Below are 17,901 nucleotides of genomic sequence, written 5' to 3'. Positions count from 1 at the left end.
GGCCCGAAAGGCCGGGCGCGGCCCGGAGCGTTGTAAGGGATCATCTGGTGGTCATCCCTGATGTTCCGGCTCGTCGTGGCACCTACCTTCCGTCGAGAAAGGACAGCCAAGTAACGGGGAGGACTTCCAATGCCACCACCCGGCGATTCGATCAGGCGGCGCACCATAGCCGCCACCACCGCCCTGGGCCTACTCGGCGCCGCGCTGGTCGTCGCCAACCCGGCCGGCGCCGCCCACCGGCACGCCGGCGGCTACGCGGCGACCATCCAACGCGCCTCGTACGGCGTACCGCACATCACCGCCCGCGACTTCGCCAGCCTCGGCTACGGCGTCGGGTACGCCCAGGCGGAGGACAACATCTGCCTGATCGCCGAGCGGATGGTGACCGTCAACGCCCAGCGCAGCCAGCACTTCGGCAGCGCCGCCCGCAACGTCACCAGCGACCTGTTCCATCGGGCGGCCATCGACGACCGGGTCGTCGAGCGGCTGCTCACCGGCCCCCGCGACGGCATCCGGTCGCCGTCGGACGAGGCCCGCGACCAGATGCGCGGCTTCGCCGCCGGCTACAACGCCTGGCTGCGCCGCACCGGCGCGGCGAACATCACCGACCCGGCGTGCGCCGGCAAGCCCTGGGTGCGTCCGATCACCGAACTGGACCTGTGGCGGTCCCACTGGACGGGGATGGTCCGGGCCGGTTCCGGCGCGCTCGCCGACGGCATCACCGCCGCCACCCCGCCCCGCCCGGACGGGACCATGGTGCCGGTGGACGCCCCGCAGGCCGAAGCGGTGGTCGCCGCCCGCGACGGCGCTCCCGCCGGGGTGGGCAGCAACGCGTACGGGTTGGGCCGCGAGGTCACCGCCAGCGGTACCGGCATGCTGCTGGCCAACCCGCACTTCCCGTGGAACGGCGCCGACCGGTTTTACCGCATGCGCCTCAAGGTGCCCGGCCGGTACGACGTCGAAGGCGCGTCGCTGATCGGCGAGCCGCTGGTGCAGATCGGCCACAACGGCAGGATCGCCTGGAGCCACACCGTCTCCACCGCCCGCCGCTTCGTCTGGCACCGGCTGACCCTGGTGCCCGGCGACCCGACCGCCTACCTGCACGACGGCCGGCCCCGGAAGATGACCGCCCGCACCGTCACCGTGCAGGTGCCCGACGAGACCGGTGCCCCCAAGCCGGTCAGCCGCACCCGCTACGACACCCACTTCGGTCCGGTCGTCGTGGTGCCGGGCCGCTTCGACTGGACCACCACCACCGCGTACGCGATCAGCGACCCCAACGCCACCAACGTCCGTGCCCTGGACGGCTGGCTGGCGATGGCACGTGCCCGAACGGTGGCCGAGCTGCGTACTGTGCTGGACCGTCGCCAGTTCCTGCCCTGGGTCAACGTCATCGCCGCCGACCAGCGGGGCAGCGCCCTGTACGCCGACCACTCCGTCGTGCCCCGGGTCACCGACGCCCTCGCGGCGGCGTGCATCCCCGCTTCCTTTCGTGAGCTGTACGTAACCAGCGGCCAGGCTGTCCTCGACGGCTCGCGGTCGACGTGCGCGCTGGGCAGGGATCCGGACGCTGCCCTGCCCGGCATCCTCGGCCCGGCGCGCTTGCCGACCCTGGTCAGCTCCGATTACGTGACCAACTCCAACGACAGCTACTGGCTGGCCAACCCGGGGCAGCCGCTGGAGGGCTTCCCGCGCATCATCGGCGACGAGCGGACCGAGCGCAGCCTGCGCACCCGGCTCGGCCTGCGCCAGGTCGAGCAGCGCGCCGCCGGCACCGACGGGCTGCCCGGCACCGGCTTCACCACCGGCAACCTGTGGCAGGTCACCCTCGGCAACCGGGCGTACGGCGGCGAACTGGTCCGCGACGACCTGGTCCGCCTCTGCGAGGCGAACCCGGCCGCCACCGCCTCCGACGGCACGCCGGTCGACCTGGCCGCCGCCTGCGCCGCCCTGCGCGGCTGGAATCTGCGCGTCGACCTGGACAGCCAGGGCGCGCATCTGTTCCGCGAGTTCGCTCTCGCTGGCGGCCTGCGCTTCGCCGACCCGTTCGACCCCGTCGCCCCGGTCACCACTCCGCGCCGGCTCGCCGTCGGCGACCCCAAGGTCCCCACCGCGTTGGCCGACGCCGTCCGCAAACTCGCCGGGATTCCGCTCGACGCCCGCCTCGGTGACCTGCAGACCGAGCCGCGCGGCGACGAACGTATCCCCATCCACGGCGGACGTCCCGAGGCCGGCGTGTTCAACATGATCATCGACCCGCTGGAACCCGGCGTCGGGTACCCGAAGGTGCGGCACGGCACGTCGTTCCTGATGGCCGTCGAGCTGGGCCGGAACGGGCCGTCGGGCCGGCAGTTGCTGACCTACTCGCAGTCGGCCAACCCGAACTCACCCTGGTACGCCGACCAGACCCGGCTCTATTCCGGCAAGGGCTTCGACACGATCAAGTTCACCGAGAAGCAGCTCACGGCGGACCCGAACCTGGTGACGTACCGGGTGGGGGAGCGCCGCCGCTGACCCTGCGCGACGTCATGCTCGTTCCGGCCCGTGACGGTCAGCCACGGGCCGGAACCGCACGAGATGTCGACCTGGTCGTCATGCCTCGCGTGCTCAGGTCGAGGTCGCTGCCATCCTCGCCAGCAGACCCACGGACTCCAGCCGTTCGCACGCCGTGGTGATATGCGCCGAGGTGAAGAGGCGGGGTGGATCGTCGTCGCCCGGTAGTGTCGTGGGACGCCTGGGGGAGGGGAGCCGATGCACGGTTTGGCGGTGCCGCCCGCCGTCGAGGCGGAACGCGTCATCACGGCCGTCCTGGCCGACCTGCGCTCCGGCCGGCACCGGGGCGTGGTCGTCGACTCGCCCCCGGGCGCCGGCAAGTCGACCCTCGTCGTCCGCGCCGCCGTCGAGTTGGCCGCCGCCGGTGAGCCGCTGATGATCGTGGCGCAGACCAACGAGCAGGTCGACGACCTGATCGACCGGCTCGTCGGCAAGGCCCCCGAGCTGCGCGTCGGCCGGCTGTCAGCCGCCGACCACCAGCCGTCCGAGCGGATCAGGGGGCACGAGAACGTCCGGGTCGCCGCCAGGGTCGCCGACCTCGGCGGTCCGGCGGTGGCCATCGGTACGGCCGCCAAGTGGGCCACGGTCACCGAGGGCTGCTGGCCGTGGGCGATCGTCGACGAGGCGTACCAGATGCGCTCGGACGCCCTGCTGCGCGTGGCCGGCAGGTTCGACCGCGCGCTGTTCGTGGGTGACCCCGGCCAGCTGGATCCGTTCTCCACGGTCGAGACCGCGCGCTGGACGGGCCTGACCTGGGATCCGACACAGGCGGCGGTGGCGGTGCTGCTGCGGCACAACCCGGAGTTGCCGGTGCACCGGCTGCCGGTGTCGTGGCGGCTGCCGGCGTCGGCCGCGCCGGTGGTGGCGGAGGCGTTCTACCCGTTCACCGGGTTTCGGGCCGGCACCGGCCCGGACGACCGGGTGTTGACGTTCACCGAGCCCGGTCCGGGTGACGCGGTGGACGCGGCGGTGGAGGCCGCCGCCGCGACCGGGTGGGCGTTGCACGAACTGCCGGCCCGGCACACCGTGCGTACCGATGCGGAGGCCGCGTCGGCGTGCGCGGAGCTGGCCCTGCGGGTGCTGCGCCGGGGCGCGGTCGCGGTCAGCGAGCACTCCCCGGCCGGCGCGCCGGTCACCGCGGACCGGATCGCCGTCGGGGCCGCGCACCGGGACCAGGTCGCGGTGATCCGCGCCCGGCTGGGCGCGGCCGGGGCGGGCGTCACCGTCGACACCGCCAACCGGCTCCAGGGCCGCGAGTACGACGTGACGATCGTGCTGCACCCGCTGTCCGGGCGGCGGGACGCGACCGCGTTCCACCTGGAGTCGGGGCGGTTGTGCGTGCTGACGTCCCGGCACCGGCACGCGTGTGTGGTGGTGGCCCGAGCCGGAATCGCAGAGCTGCTGGACGCGCACCCGTCGACGGAGACGGTGCACCTGGACGTGCCGGTCAGATTTCCGGACGGCTGGGCCGCCAACCACACCATGCTGGGCCACCTGGGCGGGAGACAGGTTCGCGACGGGCCGTGCTGAACTGATCACCGCCGATCGCCGTATTCGTCGGCGTGCGGACAACGGAGCTGGTCACCTGCCCTCGCAATTCCTTTGACTGGCTCGGCCCAGCCGGCGTACGCGGTGCCGTCAACCGCTGGCTGCGACTCGTCGCCGCCGACGCCGAGCTGGCCCCGTACCTGCTCGGGATCGACCGCCCACGGCTCGCCGCCTGTCTCGCCGCCCAACTCACGTCGGTGCTGGGCGGCCCGGTCGGCGGGCCTGCGGCCGGGGGCGTCTGGTGCCGGCTCGGCCTCTCCGAGGAGCAGCAGTGGCGGGTCCTGGACTACCTCGCCGCGGTGCTCTGGGCGCTGGACCTGCCGGTCGACACCATCATGCGAGCGCAACGGGAGGTGCGCGGATGACAGTCTTCCCGGGCACGCCGCCGTCGACCGCCGGCTCGACCGGCGGCCCGTTTGTGCTGGTGGTGAACCCCGGACCGGCGATCGTCCGTACCTGTGAGCGTGGGAATCGTGGGGTGGGTGACGATGGTGGTTCGGGTGCGGGGGCAGGGCGGCGTGCGAAGAGGGAACAGCTGACATGGGGATGTACCGCAGTCGCAACGCCCTGACCGAGCAGCTGACCCCGGAGCGGATCGCTTCTGTCCGGCTGCCGCTCGCCGCGTGGTACCAGCGGGGCTACCGCCGTGAGGAGGTCGACGCGCTGCTGCACCGGCTCGCGTACGAGTTGCGGGCGCGGGATCGAGGGCTGGAGGAGGCGCGGGCCGAGAATCAGCGGATCAAACGGGCGTTGCGCAACTGGCAGTCGGAGCGCGCCGGGGCCGGCGCCAAGGCGAAGCGGGCCACGACCGGTCGTCGCCCTCGCCGCAACACCGTCCAGAAGCTGCAGCCCGCTCAGGTGCCCGGGGGCGAGTAGGTGGTCACCCGGTGGGTCGCCTCGTCCACCTCCGCCGGGGTGAGCACCGGGACGACCTGCACGCGCAGCCCGCCGGCCGCCTCGATGGCGATCGCCACCGACGCGGCCGTGGGATGGTCCGGCATCTCGCACAGCACGTAGGTGTCGTCCTCACCGAAGGCGAAGTGCACCCGGCGGCCGGCCCGCGCCGACTCGCCGCCCGGGTCGTGTTTGTTCGGCTTGTGGCTACCCATGGGCCGCGCGTACCCGTCGGGCGCGCGGCTAGTCCTCCGTCCCGGCCGTTCAGCTCGGCGAAACCGGCCGGCCCCCGCGCGGGTTCAGGCGTCGCCGAACTCGCGGACGCCGTCGACGTCCAGGGTGACCCGGTCGTTGCGGGTCCACGAGCCCACGGCGGCCTGCCAGCTCGGGTCGTCGCGCTCGTCGATGTCGGTCCAGTTCGCCCGGTGCAGGCGCAGTTGGATCGGCCCGGTCGACTCGCCCGGGGCCAGGACACCGCCGGTGAAGGTGACCTCCAGCCAGCCGGGGACCGGCGTGCCCGGAACCGGATAGACCGTCGGGCTCGGGCTCGGGCTCGGGCTCGGGCCGGGCGGTGGCCCCGGCGGCGGGAAGAACTGGACGGTACGCCGGACGGCCTCGCATCCCGGCTGCGCCCAGTCGCACTCGGGCACCAGCGAGGTGTTCCCGCCCTCGAAGCGCACGTGGTAGCGGATTCGCACCGCGTCGAGCCGCAATGGCCCGTCGCCGGTGTTGGTCACCCGGAGCTGGAACTGCGCCTGGTTGTTCGTCGGCGACCAGTCCAGGTTGCGGTAGTCGACCGTCGCGCGCCCGTCGACGGTCCGCACCACGGTGACCTGCGAGGTGTCGGAGTACCCGCCGATGGCGTACGCCTGCACCGCGATCCGGTAGGCGGTGCCGGGGGCGAGGTTGGTCAACGTGATGGTGAGATCCTGGGTGCTGCCCAGCCCTCGGTAGGCGTTGGGGCCCACCGGCGAGAGCACGTCGTAGGTGATCGGGCCGCCCGGTTCGCCCTTCCACGTCGCGGGCGACCAGGCCAGGGTGAGGCGGCGGGCCTCGTTGGCGACCACCACCGGGGCGCCGGGCGTGGTCAGCGCCGGGTCGTCGGGCGTGGTCAAGGCCGGGTCGTCGGCGGCCCGGGCGGCGGTGACGGCGAGGGCACTCAGTAACGCGGCCAGGGCGGTGACCAGGGTGACACGACGGGCACGCATGGTGAGACCCTACGGGATGTATGCATGTTCATCAATCACCTGGGTGGTTCGGTCAGCGGCACGGTGTCCGCCGGGGCGGCGAGCAGGCGATCACCCGAGGCTCAGTTCACCCCGGTCGGTCGACGCTCCGGGCGGGCCTCGGCGGTCACCCTGCCGAGCGGGCGACCTGGCACGATCGGCGCGTCCCGCCCGGTGCCCCGCCGGCCGTTGCCGCTGCTGTCGCCCTCGGACCGCTCGTGGTAGTCCTGCTCCACGTTCACCGACCAGACGTCGTGGCCGGCGCCGTGGACGATGTTCTCGGCGGTCAGCATCGCCGTCATCATCGAGTGGTCCTGGTTGTTGTAGCGGTGCATGCCGTTGCGCCCGACGGGGTGCACGTTGGGCAGTTCCCGGGCCAGCCAGTCACGGATGGTGTCCACGTTGCGCTGATAGCGCTCGTCGTACACCGGGTATGCCTTCGGCATCCGCACCACGTACCCGGCCTCCACACACCCGGGGCGGACCAGGTCGAGCTGTTCGAGTTCGGCGGTGGCCAGGGCCACCAGCTCGTTGTCCGGCGTCCGCCAGGTGGCGTCGTCCTCGAAGACGAAGTACTCCAGCCCGAGGCAGGTGCGGCCGTCCTTGACCAGGTAGGGCGACCAGGAGCCGAAGTTCTGGATCCGGCCCACCTGCACCGCCGGGTCGTGCACGTAGATCCAGTTGTCGGGGAACGAGAACTCCTCCGGCACCACCAGCGCCACGGTGAGGAAGTCGCGGTATCTCAGGTCGGCGGCGCAGGCGAGCACCTCCGGTGGCGCCACCGGCCGGACCGCTGCCACCAGCTCCGAGATCGGCATCGAGGAGATCACGTGGTCGGCCCGGACCCGTCGCTCGCCCCCGACCCCGTCGACGGTGACCGCCACGGCGCGGCCGCCCTCCCGGTGCACCGCTGTCACCCAGGTCCCGAGGGTGACCTCGCCGCCGCGCCGACGGACCTCGTCGGTGCACCGCTCCCACATCATGCCGGGGCCGAACTTCGGGTACTGGAACTCCTCGATCAGGCTGGTCACGTCCTTGCGGTTGCGGCGCGGCAGCAGGGCGTTGAGCACCGCCTTCGACAGCGACAGGTTCTTGATCCGCTGGGCGGCCCAGTCTGCCTGCAACTGGTCGGCCGGCATCCCCCACACCTTCTCGGTGTAGGTCTTGAAGAAGATCGAGTACAGCCGCCAGCCGAACCGGGCCGACACCCAGCCCTCGAAGTGCGACTGGTCCCGGGGCGGACGCAGCCGGGCCCGCGCGTACGAGCCCATGCAGCGGACCGCCTCGCGGATTCCCAGGTTGCGCAGGGCGTTGCCCGCGTTCAGCGGATAGTCGTAGAGCGCGCCGCGGTAGAAGATCCGGCTCATCCGGGGGCGCAGCAGGAACTCCTCGTCGGGCAGCACCTCGTGCCAGAACGCCTCGACCCGGGGCACCTTGGTGAAGAACCGGTGACCGCCGATGTCGAACCGCCAGCCGTCGCGCTCCACGGTGCGGCTGATGCCGCCGACGACCTGGTCGGACTCGAACACCTGGACCGCCGCGTCGTGCCGGAGCAGTTCGTACGCGGCGGTCAATCCGGCCGGGCCGGCGCCGATGACCACCGTGCCGTGACGCTCTTCCATCCCCGTGCGCTCCCTAGCCCTCGGTCCTGCGGAGGAGGCGCGGATACCCGGTCTCTGGCCGCTCTCACGTCAACCGCCGTGGAATCTCCCGATCATGCCGACCCGCCTGGTGATGACGGCTCATCCGTGCGGGAGGTGTCATTCGGCCCGGGTGGGGGATGACGGGGCAGGTCCGCGGCGCCCGGTGGGTCGACCGCGGGTCCGGAGCCGACCGCGAGGAAACACGCATGGTGGACCGCACGCCGGAGACGACATCCGCACGCCGCGCCGGCGGGACCGGCCGTTCCGGCGTACCCGGGCCCGCCCGCCTGCGCACCGGTGCCGGCGCCCTCGTCGCCCGGGTGCCGGGCGACTGGCGGTACACCCTGGCCCTGTTCGCGGGCGTCAAGATCGTTTTCGGCGTCCTCGGCGTGCTCGCGCTCACCGCCTGGGACGAGGTGCCCGGCGCGCCGCCCGCGGACGAGGCCGACACGCGTGCCCAGCAGCAGGCGATCTCCCCTCGGCGCTGGCTGTCCATGTGGTTCGCCTGGGACGCCCTGATCTACGACCACCTGGCCCGGGAGCCGCTCACCGGACCCTGGGACGACTTCGCCTTCCCGCTGCTCTACCCGTTCCTGGCCCGGCCGGTGGCGGTGCTGCTCGGCGGCGACACCGCCCTGGCGCTGCTCCTGGTCGCCAACGTGGCGTTCCTGCTGCTGCTGTTCTACGCGCTACGGTTGGGGAAGATCGTGCTCGGCGACGACCGGTCGGCGCGGCGCTTCACCCGTTACCTGGTGTTGCTGCCGACCGCCTTCCTGTTTCAGGCGGCGCTGACCGAGTCGCTCTTCCTCTGTCTGGCCGTGGCCGCCTTCTACTACGCCGAGCGGCGGCGGTGGCTGGTGGTGGGGCTGGTCGGGTACTTCCTGGGGCTCAGCCGTTCGGTCGGGTTCCTGGTGGCCCTCCCGCTCGCCCTGGTCCTGCTGCGGCAGCACCGGTACCGGTTGGGTCCGCGCACCCTGTGGACCTACCTGCGCAGCGGGTGGCCGCTGCTGCTGATCCCCGCCGGCTGGCTGACCTTCATGGCGTTCTGCCGGTGGAAGGGTGGCGACTGGTTCGCCTACAAGCACGCCCAGGAGAAGGGCTGGGGCATCAGCGTGCAGGACCCGCTGCGGGTGATGTGGCACGGCCTCACCGGCGGCGACGGCCGGGACGCCGTACGGGTCTGGTTCGCCGTCGCCGTCCTGGTCGTGGTGCTCGCCGGGTTCCGGCGGATCGGGCTGCCGTACGTCGTCTACGCGGTGCTGATGGTCCTGGCGCCGCTGTCGATGGGGCCACCGGTCTACAAGAGCCTGCTGCGCTACCTGCTCGCCGTGTTCCCGGTGGGCCTGGTGTTGGCCCGCTGGGCCAGGAACGCCGGTGTGGACGTCTGGCTGAGCGTCTCGTTGGCCCTGCTCCAGGGGGTGCTGTTCGTGGTCTGGTTGGCCTACTGGACGCACTTCATCATCTGAGCCGCCCGGCCCGGTCGCGGACCGCCCCGCCGCGCGACACGGGGGCCCGGCGCGGGCCCCCGTCGCTCCTCCGGCGGCTCAGGCGGGGATGTAGTCGAACGTGTCCGGGTGCGGTCCCTGCCGACCGGCCTCGCCCTTGTCCAGTGCGGCGATCCGCGCCATCGTCTCGTCGTCCAGCGCGAAGTCGAAGATGTGGAAGTTCTCCTCGATCCGCTTCGGGGTGCTCGACTTCGGGAAGACGATGTCGCCGCGCTGCACGTGCCAGCGCAGCACCACCTGGGCCACCGTGCGGTCCAGTTCCCGGGCGATGCCCACCAGCGTCGGGTCGTCGAGCACCTTGCCCTGGGCGATCGGCGACCAGGCCTCGGTCGGGATGCCGTGCGCCCGGCCGTACGCGCGAACCTCCTCGTTGCCCAGGTACGGGTGCACCTCGATCTGGTTGACCGCGGGCACGACCTCCGCCTCGACGGCCAGTCGTTCCAGGTGGGCGACCTGGAAGTTGGACACGCCGATCGACCGGGCCCGGCCGTCGCGCTGGAACTCCTCCAGCGTCTTCCACGTGGAGACGAAGTCGCCGTCGTAGCGGGTGGGCAGCGGCCAGTGGATCAGGAACAGGTCGATGTGGTCCATCTTCAGCGCGGCCAGCGTCGACTCGAACGCCCTGCGGGCGTCGTCGGGCCGGTGGAAGGCGTTGTTCAGCTTGCTGGTCACGAAGACCTCGTCGCGGTCCAGCCCGGAGCGGCGGATCGCCTCGCCGACCTCAGCCTCGTTGCCGTACATCTCGGCGGTGTCGATGTGCCGGTAGCCGATCTCCAACGCCGTGCCGACCGCCTCGACGGTGTCCTCCGGCGTGATCTGGTACACCCCGAAGCCGAGCTGCGGGATGGTGTTGCCGTCGTTGAGCGTGATCTCGGGAACCCTGTTCGCCATGTTGGCATCTTCTCCCATCGTCAGCTGCGCCCGGCCGGTCACCGTGCGGGGTGCCGACGGGGCGCGTGTCACCGACAGGGTTACCCGGCCGAGCCGTGCGGGAACGACCCGACCTGGGTGATCTGCGACAACTCAGCCCCAGATGGCGGTGGCCCACCGGGGTGGTCGACGAACGGGTTCCGGTTGCCCTGCCAGCGTTCGTAGATGCGTTGGTTGCGGCGCTTGTCGAAGGTGTCCGGGTTTGTTCTCCCGCGTCGAGTTGACCGAGGACGTCCTCGGGGCGCAGGTGGTGCACGTCGCCTGGCCCGGTCGCGGTGCCGAAGTCGCCGTGCGACTTGGCCCAGACGTGTTCCCGGTTCCAGTCGTTCACCCCGCCGCCGTTGCTGGTCTTGCTCTGCGACCGGCCGGTGTAGAGCAGGATCACGTTGTCGGCGTTCGCCGGGTCCTGGTCGGTGTCCCTGAGCGCCTCCCAGACCTGCGTCGTACGTCAGCCTCGTCTGAGCCTTGATGCCCGGGCCGCGGACGGGTTTGAACTCTTCGTATTCATGGCCGGCGATGTTAACGGCCGGAGGGTGAACGGCGGGAGAGCGCCAGCGGGAATCCTCAGCCGTGGGTGGCGTCGAACAGTACCGGCCACGGTCGCTCCGAGGGCACCACCGCAGCCGGCAGCGCCGGCTCCTCGGCGGCCAACACCTCTGCCGCGAGCTGCCCGAACATCGTCGCCGCCGGGTGCGCCGCGCGATCCGGCCAGGCCGCGGAGGTACGCCGCAACAGGGCCGCCCCGGCGATCGGCCGCCAGGCGATCCGTGGCTCCCGTCGGGCCAGCGCCTGCGGCTCCAGTGCCACCGCGCCGCCGGCCAACAGTAGACCGAAGATGAACTCGGGGTTACGGGCCGGTCGTATCCGAGGCGGGACGAAGCCGCGCCGACGGCACACGTCCAGCAGGTGGTCGTACCACCCGGGCGCGGTGACCCGGGGCGGGGCGACCAGGTCCAGCCCGGCCAGGTCGGCCAACGCCACCTCACGCGGCCGGGCCAGCGGCGACGCCCGGGGCAGCAGCACCCCCACCGGCACGTCCACCGGCGGCCCGAAGCGCAGCCCGCCCGCCTGCACCGGGTGGTGCACCAGGCCCGCGTCGAGCCGCCGCTCGGCGAGCATCCGGACCTGTTCCGCGCTGGTCAGCTCGTGCAGGTCGACGTCGAGACCCGGGGCGGACGCGGTGAGCCGGTCCAGCAGCGCACGCAACGTCACCGCCGGGGTCTCCGGCGGCACCCCGGCGCGGAAGACGCCCAACGCGCCCTCGCGGACCCGGCGCATCAGGTGGCGCAGCCGCGCCTCCCCGGCCAGCAACTCGTCCGCCTCGCCCAGCAGCAGCTGCCCGGCGGTGGTGAGCCGGACCTGCCGGCGGGAACGGTCGAACAGCTCCACCGCCAGCTCCCGTTCCAGCCGCTGGATCGACTGGCTCAACGGCGGCTGCGCGATGCCCAGCGCCTCGGCCGCCCGGCCGAAGTGCAGCTCGCGGGCGACCACCACGAAGTGCCGCAGGTGGCGGAGCAGGTCCACGCCCGGACGATACGGCAGCGCCGGATACCGTGCCGCTGTGGCAGCACGAGATCGGATCCGCGACATATTCGCCCGGGCCGGGGTCACCGGGAGCCTGCACGTCGTGCCGGTGGACGGACCGGACGGCCGGGAGGTGGCCGTCGAGGCCGACCGGCAGACCGTGATCGCCTCGGTCTTCAAGATCTTGCTGGTGCTGGAGTTCGCGCGGCAGGCCGCCGCCGGCCAACTCGACCCCACAGAAAGGGTGGTGGTGACCGCCGCCGACCGGCTCGGCGGGTGGGGCGTGGCCGGCTGCGCCGACGATGTCGAGATGTCCCTGCGCGACCTGGCGTACCTCACCATGTCGGTCAGCGACAACACCGCCGCCGAGCTGCTGCTACGCCGGGTCGGCGCGGACGTGCTGCCGATGCTCGCCGCCGAGATGGAGCTGCCGCGTACCCGGATCGTGGGTGGCCCCCGGCAACTGGTCGAGATGATGCTCGCCGACGTGGGGGCCCGTACCGAGGCGGATTTCGCCCGGATCTTCCCGACGCTGACCGCCGACCGGATCCGGGCGATGCGGGTCTTCGACCCGCAGCGGACCACGTCCAGCACGGCCAGGGAACTCACCCGGCTGCTCAGCCTGATCTGGCGCGACCAGGCGGGTCCGGCCGCCGCCTGCGCCACCGTCCGGGAGTTGATGTCCCGGCAGCTCTTCTGGACCCGGCTCGCCTCCGGCTTCCCGCCCGGGGTGCGGGTGGCCTCGAAGACCGGCACCCTGCCGGGGCTGCACCTCGACGCCGGGGTCGCCGAGTACCCCGACGGCACCCGGTACGCGATGGCCGTTCTCGTCCGGACCGAACGGCTCGCCACCCGCCGAATCGACGTGGACCTGGCCATCGGCGAGGCCGCCTCGACCGCCGTGGCGACCCTGCGCGCCTGACTTCCCGGCGTTCCGCAGTCCGCTCCGTCGCCTGTGGGCTGCGCTGATATCGCATCGCATATCGCGGCCCAGGCCCTTTGATCTTGGACACGGCCGAGGGGGCGGTGGTGGGCTGTGCGGCGACCACGTTCCACTCCAGACGGGGAGAACACCAGCATGTCCAGACCCCATTTCGACCGCCGCCGGTTCCTGCGGACCACCGCCGCCGGAGCCGCCGCCGTGACCGCCGTTGGGCTGGTCACCGGCGCGCCCGCCCAGGCCGCACCAGCCACCGCCGCCGACCCGACCCGGCGCCCACGCTCCGGCGCGGTCAGCTTCCGCTGGTGGGGCACCTCCGGCTGGCGCGTCGACATCGGCGACCGGACGGTGCTGGTCGACCCGTTCCTCAGCCGCTACGACACCGGCCTGTTCCGGGGCGCCTTCGACCCGGCCACCCCGCTGACCGTCGACACCGCCGTCGTGCACTCAATGGTGGAGCAGGCAACCACCATCCTGGTCACCCACACCCACTGGGACCACTTCAACGACGTTCCGTACATCGCCGCGCGCACCGGAGCCCGGGTCTTCGGCACCCTCACCGCGTACCACCTGGGAATCGCGTACGGGCTGCTGGCGGGGCAGCTCAGCCCGGTGCGGGGCGGGGAGGTGCTGGAGTTCGGCGACCACACGATCGAGGTGGTCGGCTCGCTGCACAGCCGCAACGCGTCGTGGTCGATCGCCCTCCCCGGGGTACGGGTGGCCCCGCCGCCGAAGCCGGCCACCGTCGCCGACCTGCCCGAGGGGGACACCCTGGCGTACCAGATCCGCGTCGACGGCGGCCCGTCGGTGTTCTTCATGGGTGCCAGCGACTTCGCCGAGCGCAACCTCACCGGGCTGGCGCCGGACGTGGCGATGGTGGCGCTGCCGGCCACCGGCTCCACCGCCGACTACGTGCCCCGGCTGATGGCCGCGCTGGACCACCCGAAGGTCGTGGTGCCGGTGCACTGGGACAACTTCGAGACCTCGCTGGTCAACCCGCCGGTCGTCGCCCCGAACGACCGACGGCGGCTGGACGACCTGGTCGCCGCCGTACGGCGGGCGTCACCGCGCAGTCGGGTCCTGGTGCCCGAGTACGGCACCGCTTACCGCTTCTGACGGCGCCGGGGCCGGGATCGTGACGATCCCGGCCCCGACCACGGCTCACTTGGCGAGCGGCTGGCCCTGCTTGTCCTTGAAGGAGCCGACCAGGATCAGGATGAAGTCGATGAGGGTCCAGATACCCAGGCCACCGAAGGTGACGAGCTGGAGGATGCCGGTGCCGACCTTGCCCACGTAGAACCGGTGGACGCCGAGGACACCGATGAAGAAGCAGAGCAGCAGGGCGACCACCCAGGACTTCTGGGCGTTGGCCGGAGCAGAAGCGGTCACTGCGGTCCTTTCTCAGCGGAGTAGCCGCGGGAGCGTATCGAGGGGCCTGGTTCCTGACAAGATCGCTCCAGGCTGATCGGCCCGAAAGGACGGCAGGGGCGAACCGATGCGGTCCCTGCCGCCACCGGACCGGGCCGTGGCCGCCGTCGCTGAGCCCGGCGGCCGACGGCTCACAGCTGGCGGATCGCCGCCGAGTCGAGCCGGAAGCCGACCGTCCGGTCCACGATCCGCTCCACCAGCTCGGCCTTGCGGCCACTGGCCGTCCCCCGCAGACCGAGCCGGGTCGCCAGCGCCCGTAGCTCCCGCACCGACCACGTCGACAGGTATGCCGTGCCGTCGCCGCGGGTGGTCATGGCGGCCAGCGCCGCCACCGCCCGGTCCGGGTCGGTGGCCGGCGGTCCGGCCCGGCGCGGCACGGACGCCCGGTCCCCGGCGGCGGACGACCGCGCGTGCGCACCGCTGGTCGGCGCGACGGCGTCGGTGGGTACGACCGCCAGTCGAGCCCGCCCCTCGGCCAGCGCCGCCACCTCGGCGGCCGGCAGGTCCCGCAGCAGGTCGGCGAGGCGGACCAGCAGCGCGGCGGTACGCGTCGGGTCGGTCACGCCGCCACCTGCGCGGGCTGGAGGTGGGCGATGAACTCGGTGGTGATCTGGCGCAGCTCCTCCTGCACGGCCGGCAGGCTCACCCGGGGGCGCAGCACCGCCGGCACGCCACGCGGAGCGTTGGTGGCGAAGAGCGTGACGTTCTCCCGCAGCACGGTCGGGAAGACGGGCAGCCCGAGCTCGCGGACCTGGTCCATGTAGCCCTGGTGGGCGGAGATCGGCCGCTGCGCGGTCAGCTGGATCATGGTGAACACCACCCCGGCGATGCCGGGGGCCACCTTGTGGTGCCGCCGGATGGTGGCGAACCGTCGCGAGTCGGCGTTGTACCGGTCGACCAGCTCGCGCACGTTGCCGCAGAGGTAGTCGATGCCGAGGGTGGACAGGTAGTCGGCCTTCGCCGGGATGAGCAGGTGGTCGCTGGCGATGATCGCGGACTGGGTGACCACGTTGAAGTTCGGCGGGCAGTCGATCAGCACCAGGTCGTAGCCGTCCAACGCCTCGTCGTGCAGCCCCTCGGCCAGCGAGCCGCGTACCCGGAACAGCTCACGGTCGTACTCCTCGCCGTCGGCCACGCCCCGGGCCAGCGCCAGGTCGATGTCGGTGAGGCCGAGATGGGAGGCGATCAGGTCGAGCCGTCCCGCGCCGGACAGGTGGGCGTTGGCCGGGCCGGGGGAGACCACCAGCTCACCGAGGGGCACCGCCGGGGTGTCCCCGCGCAGCCCGTCGAACCAGCGCTTGACGGTACGGTCGGCGCGCAGCCGGTCCCGCCAGTCGTCCGGGTCGTAGAAGCTGAAGGTGAGGCTGGTCTGTGGATCCAGGTCGACCAGCAGCACCCGCATCCCCCGGTTGGCCAGTTCCGCGCCGAGGTTGGCGGTCAGGGTGGTCTTCCCCACCCCGCCCTTGTAGTTGATCACGGACACCACGTACACCGGACGTCTCCTCCCGTAACGGGGGAACGGTAACGGGCAGCGCGCCTCCTGACCATTCAGGACATTGATGCCGTTACCGTCGGTACACGCCCGCGGACAGCGGTAGCGGGTGGGCCGTGGTCCCGCCGGCGGCGGTCACTCCGCCACCGGCAGCACCACCTCGTTGCGCCGCAGGAACCACGGCTTCCAGGGCGGGTCGAAGCGGGCGTACCGGATCGCCCCGGACGGGGTCAGGCCGGCGGCGGTGACCGCCCGACCCAGCGCGGTCGCCCGTTTCCCGAACGCCCGCTCCGCCCATCGCCCGGAGAAGCGGACCGCGGCGGCGAGCTGCTCCGGAATCTCCCGGACGGTGATCCGGGGGTCCTCCGGTTCCGGCGCGGTGTCCGGGGTCAGCCCCGCCGGCAGCAGGAGGCGCACCAGCCAGGCGCCGGGCTGGTCACACTCCTCCTGCACCACCGGCGCGGTCATCGCGATCCGCTCGGAACCGGTCGGCTCCCCGACCGTCGGCGTGGTGGTGGCGACCCGCAGCCGGGACCGGTTGGCCCCGGCGAGGTACCCGGCCAGCGCCCGGAACGCCTCGTTGCCGGCCTCGACGAGCGCCCCGTCCACGCGTAACTCGGCGACCAGATGGGCCGGGTACCGGCGCAGCTCGAAGCCGGGGTGTCGGGCCACCACCCGGTACGGCTGCTGCTCGGTCATCAGGCACGCTCCTCACCGGTCACGCTACCCGCCGTCGGTGCGCCCCTCCCGGCGAAGTGGATCCACGGCCGCCCGCCAGTACTGCCGCTTTCCCTCGTCGCGCACCACCACACCGAGCCGGCTCAGTTCGGCGCGCAGCTCCCGGACCTCGCCGCCCCGGTCGGCGTCCAGCGCCCGCTGCCGGGCCCGCAGCAGGGCGTCCGCGCCGGCGGGCAACCCGGGCAGCCCATCCACCCACCGCCGGAACGCCTCCCGGTGCGGGTCCTCATCCCGCCAAGGCCAGCCGTGCCCGCCGAACGCCGCGGCCAGCCGGTCCCGGCTCAGGTCGGACTTCTCCCGGGCCAGTTCCCCACCGTCGACGCCGAGCAGCACCAGCGCCGCGCCGTCGACGAAGACGCCGGCCACCGTGCCCCGGGAGACCTCCTGCTCGTGGCCGTCGTGGCGTAGCCGCACCGCCGTCCGGCCGACGGTGACGATGAGCCGTTCCCGGGTGCCGATGTACGCCAGGACCAGCCCCGCCAGCGCCGGCAAGGCGCAGCCGACCGCGTACGCCTGCTGTTCGGGCAGCTGGGCCAAGAACTCGAACCAGTCGAACGGCACCCAGGGCCGCTCGGCGACCCAGCCGGACACGGCAGTCAGCGCCGCGCCCAGCCCGGCCCCGAGCAGCGGGAACCCGACCCACATCACCGCCAGTTCGGCGATGCCGCCGTCGACCACGGTGGCCCTGTCGTGCCCCTGCGCGTCCACGCTCAGGACACCTCCCGCCGCATGACCCGGACCAGTCCGGCGGCCAGCGGCAGCGCCAGCCAGGCAAGCAGCGACACCGCCAGCCGGCCCCACTGCCCGGCGGTCATCTCCGCGCCCAGCAGCGGTTCCATGGTGACCGTGGTGTCCAGCCACTCGGCCGGCTTGTGCAGCGCCGTGACCATCGCGGCGAGGATGCTCCAGAGCGTCGGCAGCAGCAGGTAGCTGACGATCGCCAGCGGGGTGTTCAGCAGCAGCAGACCGAAGGCCGCTCCCATCAGCGCGTTGGCCACCTGGAACACGGCGGCGTGCGGCAGCAGTTGCCAGTCGAGGGCCCAGGTGCCGGCCCCGCCGGTGGCCTTGGCGGCCAGTGTGCCGACGGCGGCGACGGCGAGGCTGACCAGCACCGAGGCCAGCGCCGCCAACACCAGGGCGGCGAGCTTCGCGACGACCACCCGGCCCCGGCGGGGAACCAGGGCGAAGGTGGTCAGCGCGGTGCGCTGCGACCACTCGGCGGTGATGGAGAGGATTCCCAGCACCGGCAGCAGCAGCCCGACCGGGAACAGCGACGGGACGAAGAACGCCTGGTACGTCTGCTCGGCGTCGTCGAGGACGAACAGTTGCACCGTGACGATGGCGGCGGCGATAACCCCGATCGCGGCCAGCAGCCAGCGGCCGGCCCGGGTGTCGGTGAGCTTGCGCAGCTCCACCTCGGTCAGCCGGGCCAGGGTCGGCCCGGTCGCGGCCGGTCGGCCGAGGGCGGGGGCCGGGGCGG

18 protein-coding genes are annotated in these 17,901 nt (G+C 72.6%); 7 read left to right on the top strand and 11 right to left on the bottom strand.

The window, feature by feature from the left end:
- Window positions 1-129: 129 nt before the first annotated feature.
- From E1193_RS13635 to E1193_RS13620, 4 genes are all read left to right on the top strand, one after another.
- Window positions 130-2,514, top strand: a complete 2,385-nt coding sequence (locus E1193_RS13635) for an acylase (protein ID WP_132183562.1) — start codon at window positions 130-132, stop codon at window positions 2,512-2,514.
- A gap of 237 nt (window positions 2,515-2,751) precedes the next feature.
- On the top strand, window positions 2,752-4,083 hold the full coding sequence (locus E1193_RS13630) for an AAA domain-containing protein (protein ID WP_132183561.1): 1,332 nt from the start codon (window positions 2,752-2,754) through the stop codon (window positions 4,081-4,083).
- A 32-nt stretch (window positions 4,084-4,115) separates the two neighbouring features.
- Complete coding sequence (locus tag E1193_RS13625; RefSeq protein ID WP_243707585.1) at window positions 4,116-4,466, top strand: globin; 351 nt, start codon at window positions 4,116-4,118, stop codon at window positions 4,464-4,466.
- 175 nt (window positions 4,467-4,641) lie between these two features.
- On the top strand, window positions 4,642-4,977 hold the full coding sequence (locus E1193_RS13620) for a DivIVA domain-containing protein (RefSeq protein ID WP_132183560.1): 336 nt from the start codon (window positions 4,642-4,644) through the stop codon (window positions 4,975-4,977).
- On the opposite strand, the gene E1193_RS13615 is transcribed toward E1193_RS13620, so the two are convergent.
- The 3 genes from E1193_RS13615 to E1193_RS13605 all read right to left on the bottom strand — a co-directional run bounded on the left by E1193_RS13615 (window position 4,956) and on the right by E1193_RS13605 (window position 7,843).
- Window positions 4,956-5,210, bottom strand: coding sequence for a GYD domain-containing protein (locus E1193_RS13615; RefSeq protein ID WP_132183559.1), 255 nt, complete (start codon window positions 5,208-5,210; stop codon window positions 4,956-4,958). The two genes, E1193_RS13620 and E1193_RS13615, sit on opposite strands and share 22 nt — an antisense overlap.
- 84 nt (window positions 5,211-5,294) lie before the next feature.
- Window positions 5,295-6,203, bottom strand: a complete 909-nt coding sequence (locus E1193_RS13610) for a cellulose binding domain-containing protein (RefSeq protein ID WP_132183558.1) — start codon at window positions 6,201-6,203, stop codon at window positions 5,295-5,297.
- A 101-nt stretch (window positions 6,204-6,304) separates the two neighbouring features.
- The gene (locus E1193_RS13605) at window positions 6,305-7,843 is read right to left on the bottom strand and encodes an NAD(P)/FAD-dependent oxidoreductase (protein WP_132183557.1); all 1,539 of its coding nucleotides are present in this window, start codon (window positions 7,841-7,843) and stop codon (window positions 6,305-6,307) included.
- A 227-nt stretch (window positions 7,844-8,070) separates the two neighbouring features.
- On the opposite strand from E1193_RS13605, the gene E1193_RS13600 reads away from it, so the two are divergent.
- On the top strand, window positions 8,071-9,330 hold the full coding sequence (locus tag E1193_RS13600; protein ID WP_243707583.1) for a hypothetical protein: 1,260 nt from the start codon (window positions 8,071-8,073) through the stop codon (window positions 9,328-9,330).
- Window positions 9,331-9,408: 78 nt separating this feature from the next.
- Here the strand turns inward: E1193_RS13600 and E1193_RS13595 are convergent, their stop codons facing one another.
- Together E1193_RS13595 and E1193_RS13585 are read right to left on the bottom strand one after the other, a co-directional pair.
- The gene (locus E1193_RS13595; RefSeq protein WP_132183556.1) at window positions 9,409-10,260 is read right to left on the bottom strand and encodes an aldo/keto reductase; all 852 of its coding nucleotides are present in this window, start codon (window positions 10,258-10,260) and stop codon (window positions 9,409-9,411) included.
- A 603-nt stretch (window positions 10,261-10,863) separates the two neighbouring features.
- On the bottom strand, window positions 10,864-11,823 hold the full coding sequence (locus E1193_RS13585; protein ID WP_132183555.1) for a LysR substrate-binding domain-containing protein: 960 nt from the start codon (window positions 11,821-11,823) through the stop codon (window positions 10,864-10,866).
- 37 nt (window positions 11,824-11,860) lie between these two features.
- Here E1193_RS13585 and E1193_RS13580 point away from each other — a divergent pair, with 37 nt between their 5' ends.
- Both E1193_RS13580 and E1193_RS13575 read left to right on the top strand, forming a co-directional pair.
- On the top strand, window positions 11,861-12,745 hold the full coding sequence (locus E1193_RS13580) for a serine hydrolase (RefSeq protein WP_132183554.1): 885 nt from the start codon (window positions 11,861-11,863) through the stop codon (window positions 12,743-12,745).
- Between the two features lie 156 nt (window positions 12,746-12,901).
- On the top strand, window positions 12,902-13,879 hold the full coding sequence (locus E1193_RS13575; RefSeq protein WP_132183553.1) for an MBL fold metallo-hydrolase: 978 nt from the start codon (window positions 12,902-12,904) through the stop codon (window positions 13,877-13,879).
- Between the two features lie 45 nt (window positions 13,880-13,924).
- On the opposite strand, the gene E1193_RS13570 is transcribed toward E1193_RS13575, so the two are convergent.
- The 6 genes from E1193_RS13570 to E1193_RS13545 form a co-directional block, all read right to left on the bottom strand.
- On the bottom strand, window positions 13,925-14,152 hold the full coding sequence (locus E1193_RS13570; RefSeq protein WP_132183552.1) for a TM2 domain-containing protein: 228 nt from the start codon (window positions 14,150-14,152) through the stop codon (window positions 13,925-13,927).
- A gap of 170 nt (window positions 14,153-14,322) precedes the next feature.
- Window positions 14,323-14,754 carry an SAP domain-containing protein gene (locus tag E1193_RS13565; protein ID WP_132183551.1) on the bottom strand — a complete coding sequence of 144 codons (432 nt, stop codon included), beginning with the start codon at window positions 14,752-14,754 and terminating at the stop codon, window positions 14,323-14,325.
- Window positions 14,751-15,683: an AAA family ATPase gene (locus E1193_RS13560; RefSeq protein ID WP_132183550.1), complete on the bottom strand. Its 933-nt coding sequence runs from the start codon at window positions 15,681-15,683 to the stop codon at window positions 14,751-14,753. The genes E1193_RS13565 and E1193_RS13560 overlap by 4 nt, the downstream gene beginning before the upstream one ends.
- Window positions 15,684-15,818: 135 nt before the next feature.
- The gene (locus tag E1193_RS13555) at window positions 15,819-16,382 is read right to left on the bottom strand and encodes a heme-binding protein (RefSeq protein WP_132183549.1); all 564 of its coding nucleotides are present in this window, start codon (window positions 16,380-16,382) and stop codon (window positions 15,819-15,821) included.
- Window positions 16,383-16,406: 24 nt separating this feature from the next.
- Window positions 16,407-17,129: a hypothetical protein gene (locus tag E1193_RS13550; RefSeq protein ID WP_132183548.1), complete on the bottom strand. Its 723-nt coding sequence runs from the start codon at window positions 17,127-17,129 to the stop codon at window positions 16,407-16,409.
- Between the two features lie 2 nt (window positions 17,130-17,131).
- Window positions 17,132-17,901, bottom strand: a 770-nt coding sequence (locus E1193_RS13545; RefSeq protein WP_132183547.1) for an ABC transporter permease subunit, incomplete at its 5' end; no start/stop codon positions are given.

Source organism: Micromonospora sp. KC606, assembly GCF_004348675.1.
Taxonomy (GTDB): Bacteria; Actinomycetota; Actinomycetes; order Mycobacteriales; family Micromonosporaceae; genus Micromonospora.
Note: the sequence above shows the minus strand (reverse complement) of the source record. Positions and strands in the feature narration are given on the sequence as shown.

Excerpts from the sequence above, each read along its gene's own strand:
- E1193_RS13630 (WP_132183561.1), top strand. The coding sequence starts at position 2,752 with ATGCACGGTTTGGCGGTGCCGCCCGCCGTCGAGGCGGAACGCGTCATC.
- E1193_RS13600 (WP_243707583.1), top strand. The coding sequence starts at position 8,071 with ATGGTGGACCGCACGCCGGAGACGACATCCGCACGCCGCGCCGGCGGG.
- E1193_RS13595 (WP_132183556.1), bottom strand. The coding sequence starts at position 10,260 with ATGGCGAACAGGGTTCCCGAGATCACGCTCAACGACGGCAACACCATC.
- E1193_RS13635 (WP_132183562.1), top strand. The coding sequence starts at position 130 with ATGCCACCACCCGGCGATTCGATCAGGCGGCGCACCATAGCCGCCACC.
- E1193_RS13620 (WP_132183560.1), top strand. The coding sequence starts at position 4,642 with ATGGGGATGTACCGCAGTCGCAACGCCCTGACCGAGCAGCTGACCCCG.
- E1193_RS13605 (WP_132183557.1), bottom strand. The coding sequence starts at position 7,843 with ATGGAAGAGCGTCACGGCACGGTGGTCATCGGCGCCGGCCCGGCCGGA.
- E1193_RS13575 (WP_132183553.1), top strand. The coding sequence starts at position 12,902 with ATGTCCAGACCCCATTTCGACCGCCGCCGGTTCCTGCGGACCACCGCC.
- E1193_RS13615 (WP_132183559.1), bottom strand. The coding sequence starts at position 5,210 with ATGGGTAGCCACAAGCCGAACAAACACGACCCGGGCGGCGAGTCGGCG.
- E1193_RS13610 (WP_132183558.1), bottom strand. The coding sequence starts at position 6,203 with ATGCGTGCCCGTCGTGTCACCCTGGTCACCGCCCTGGCCGCGTTACTG.
- E1193_RS13555 (WP_132183549.1), bottom strand. The coding sequence starts at position 16,382 with ATGACCGAGCAGCAGCCGTACCGGGTGGTGGCCCGACACCCCGGCTTC.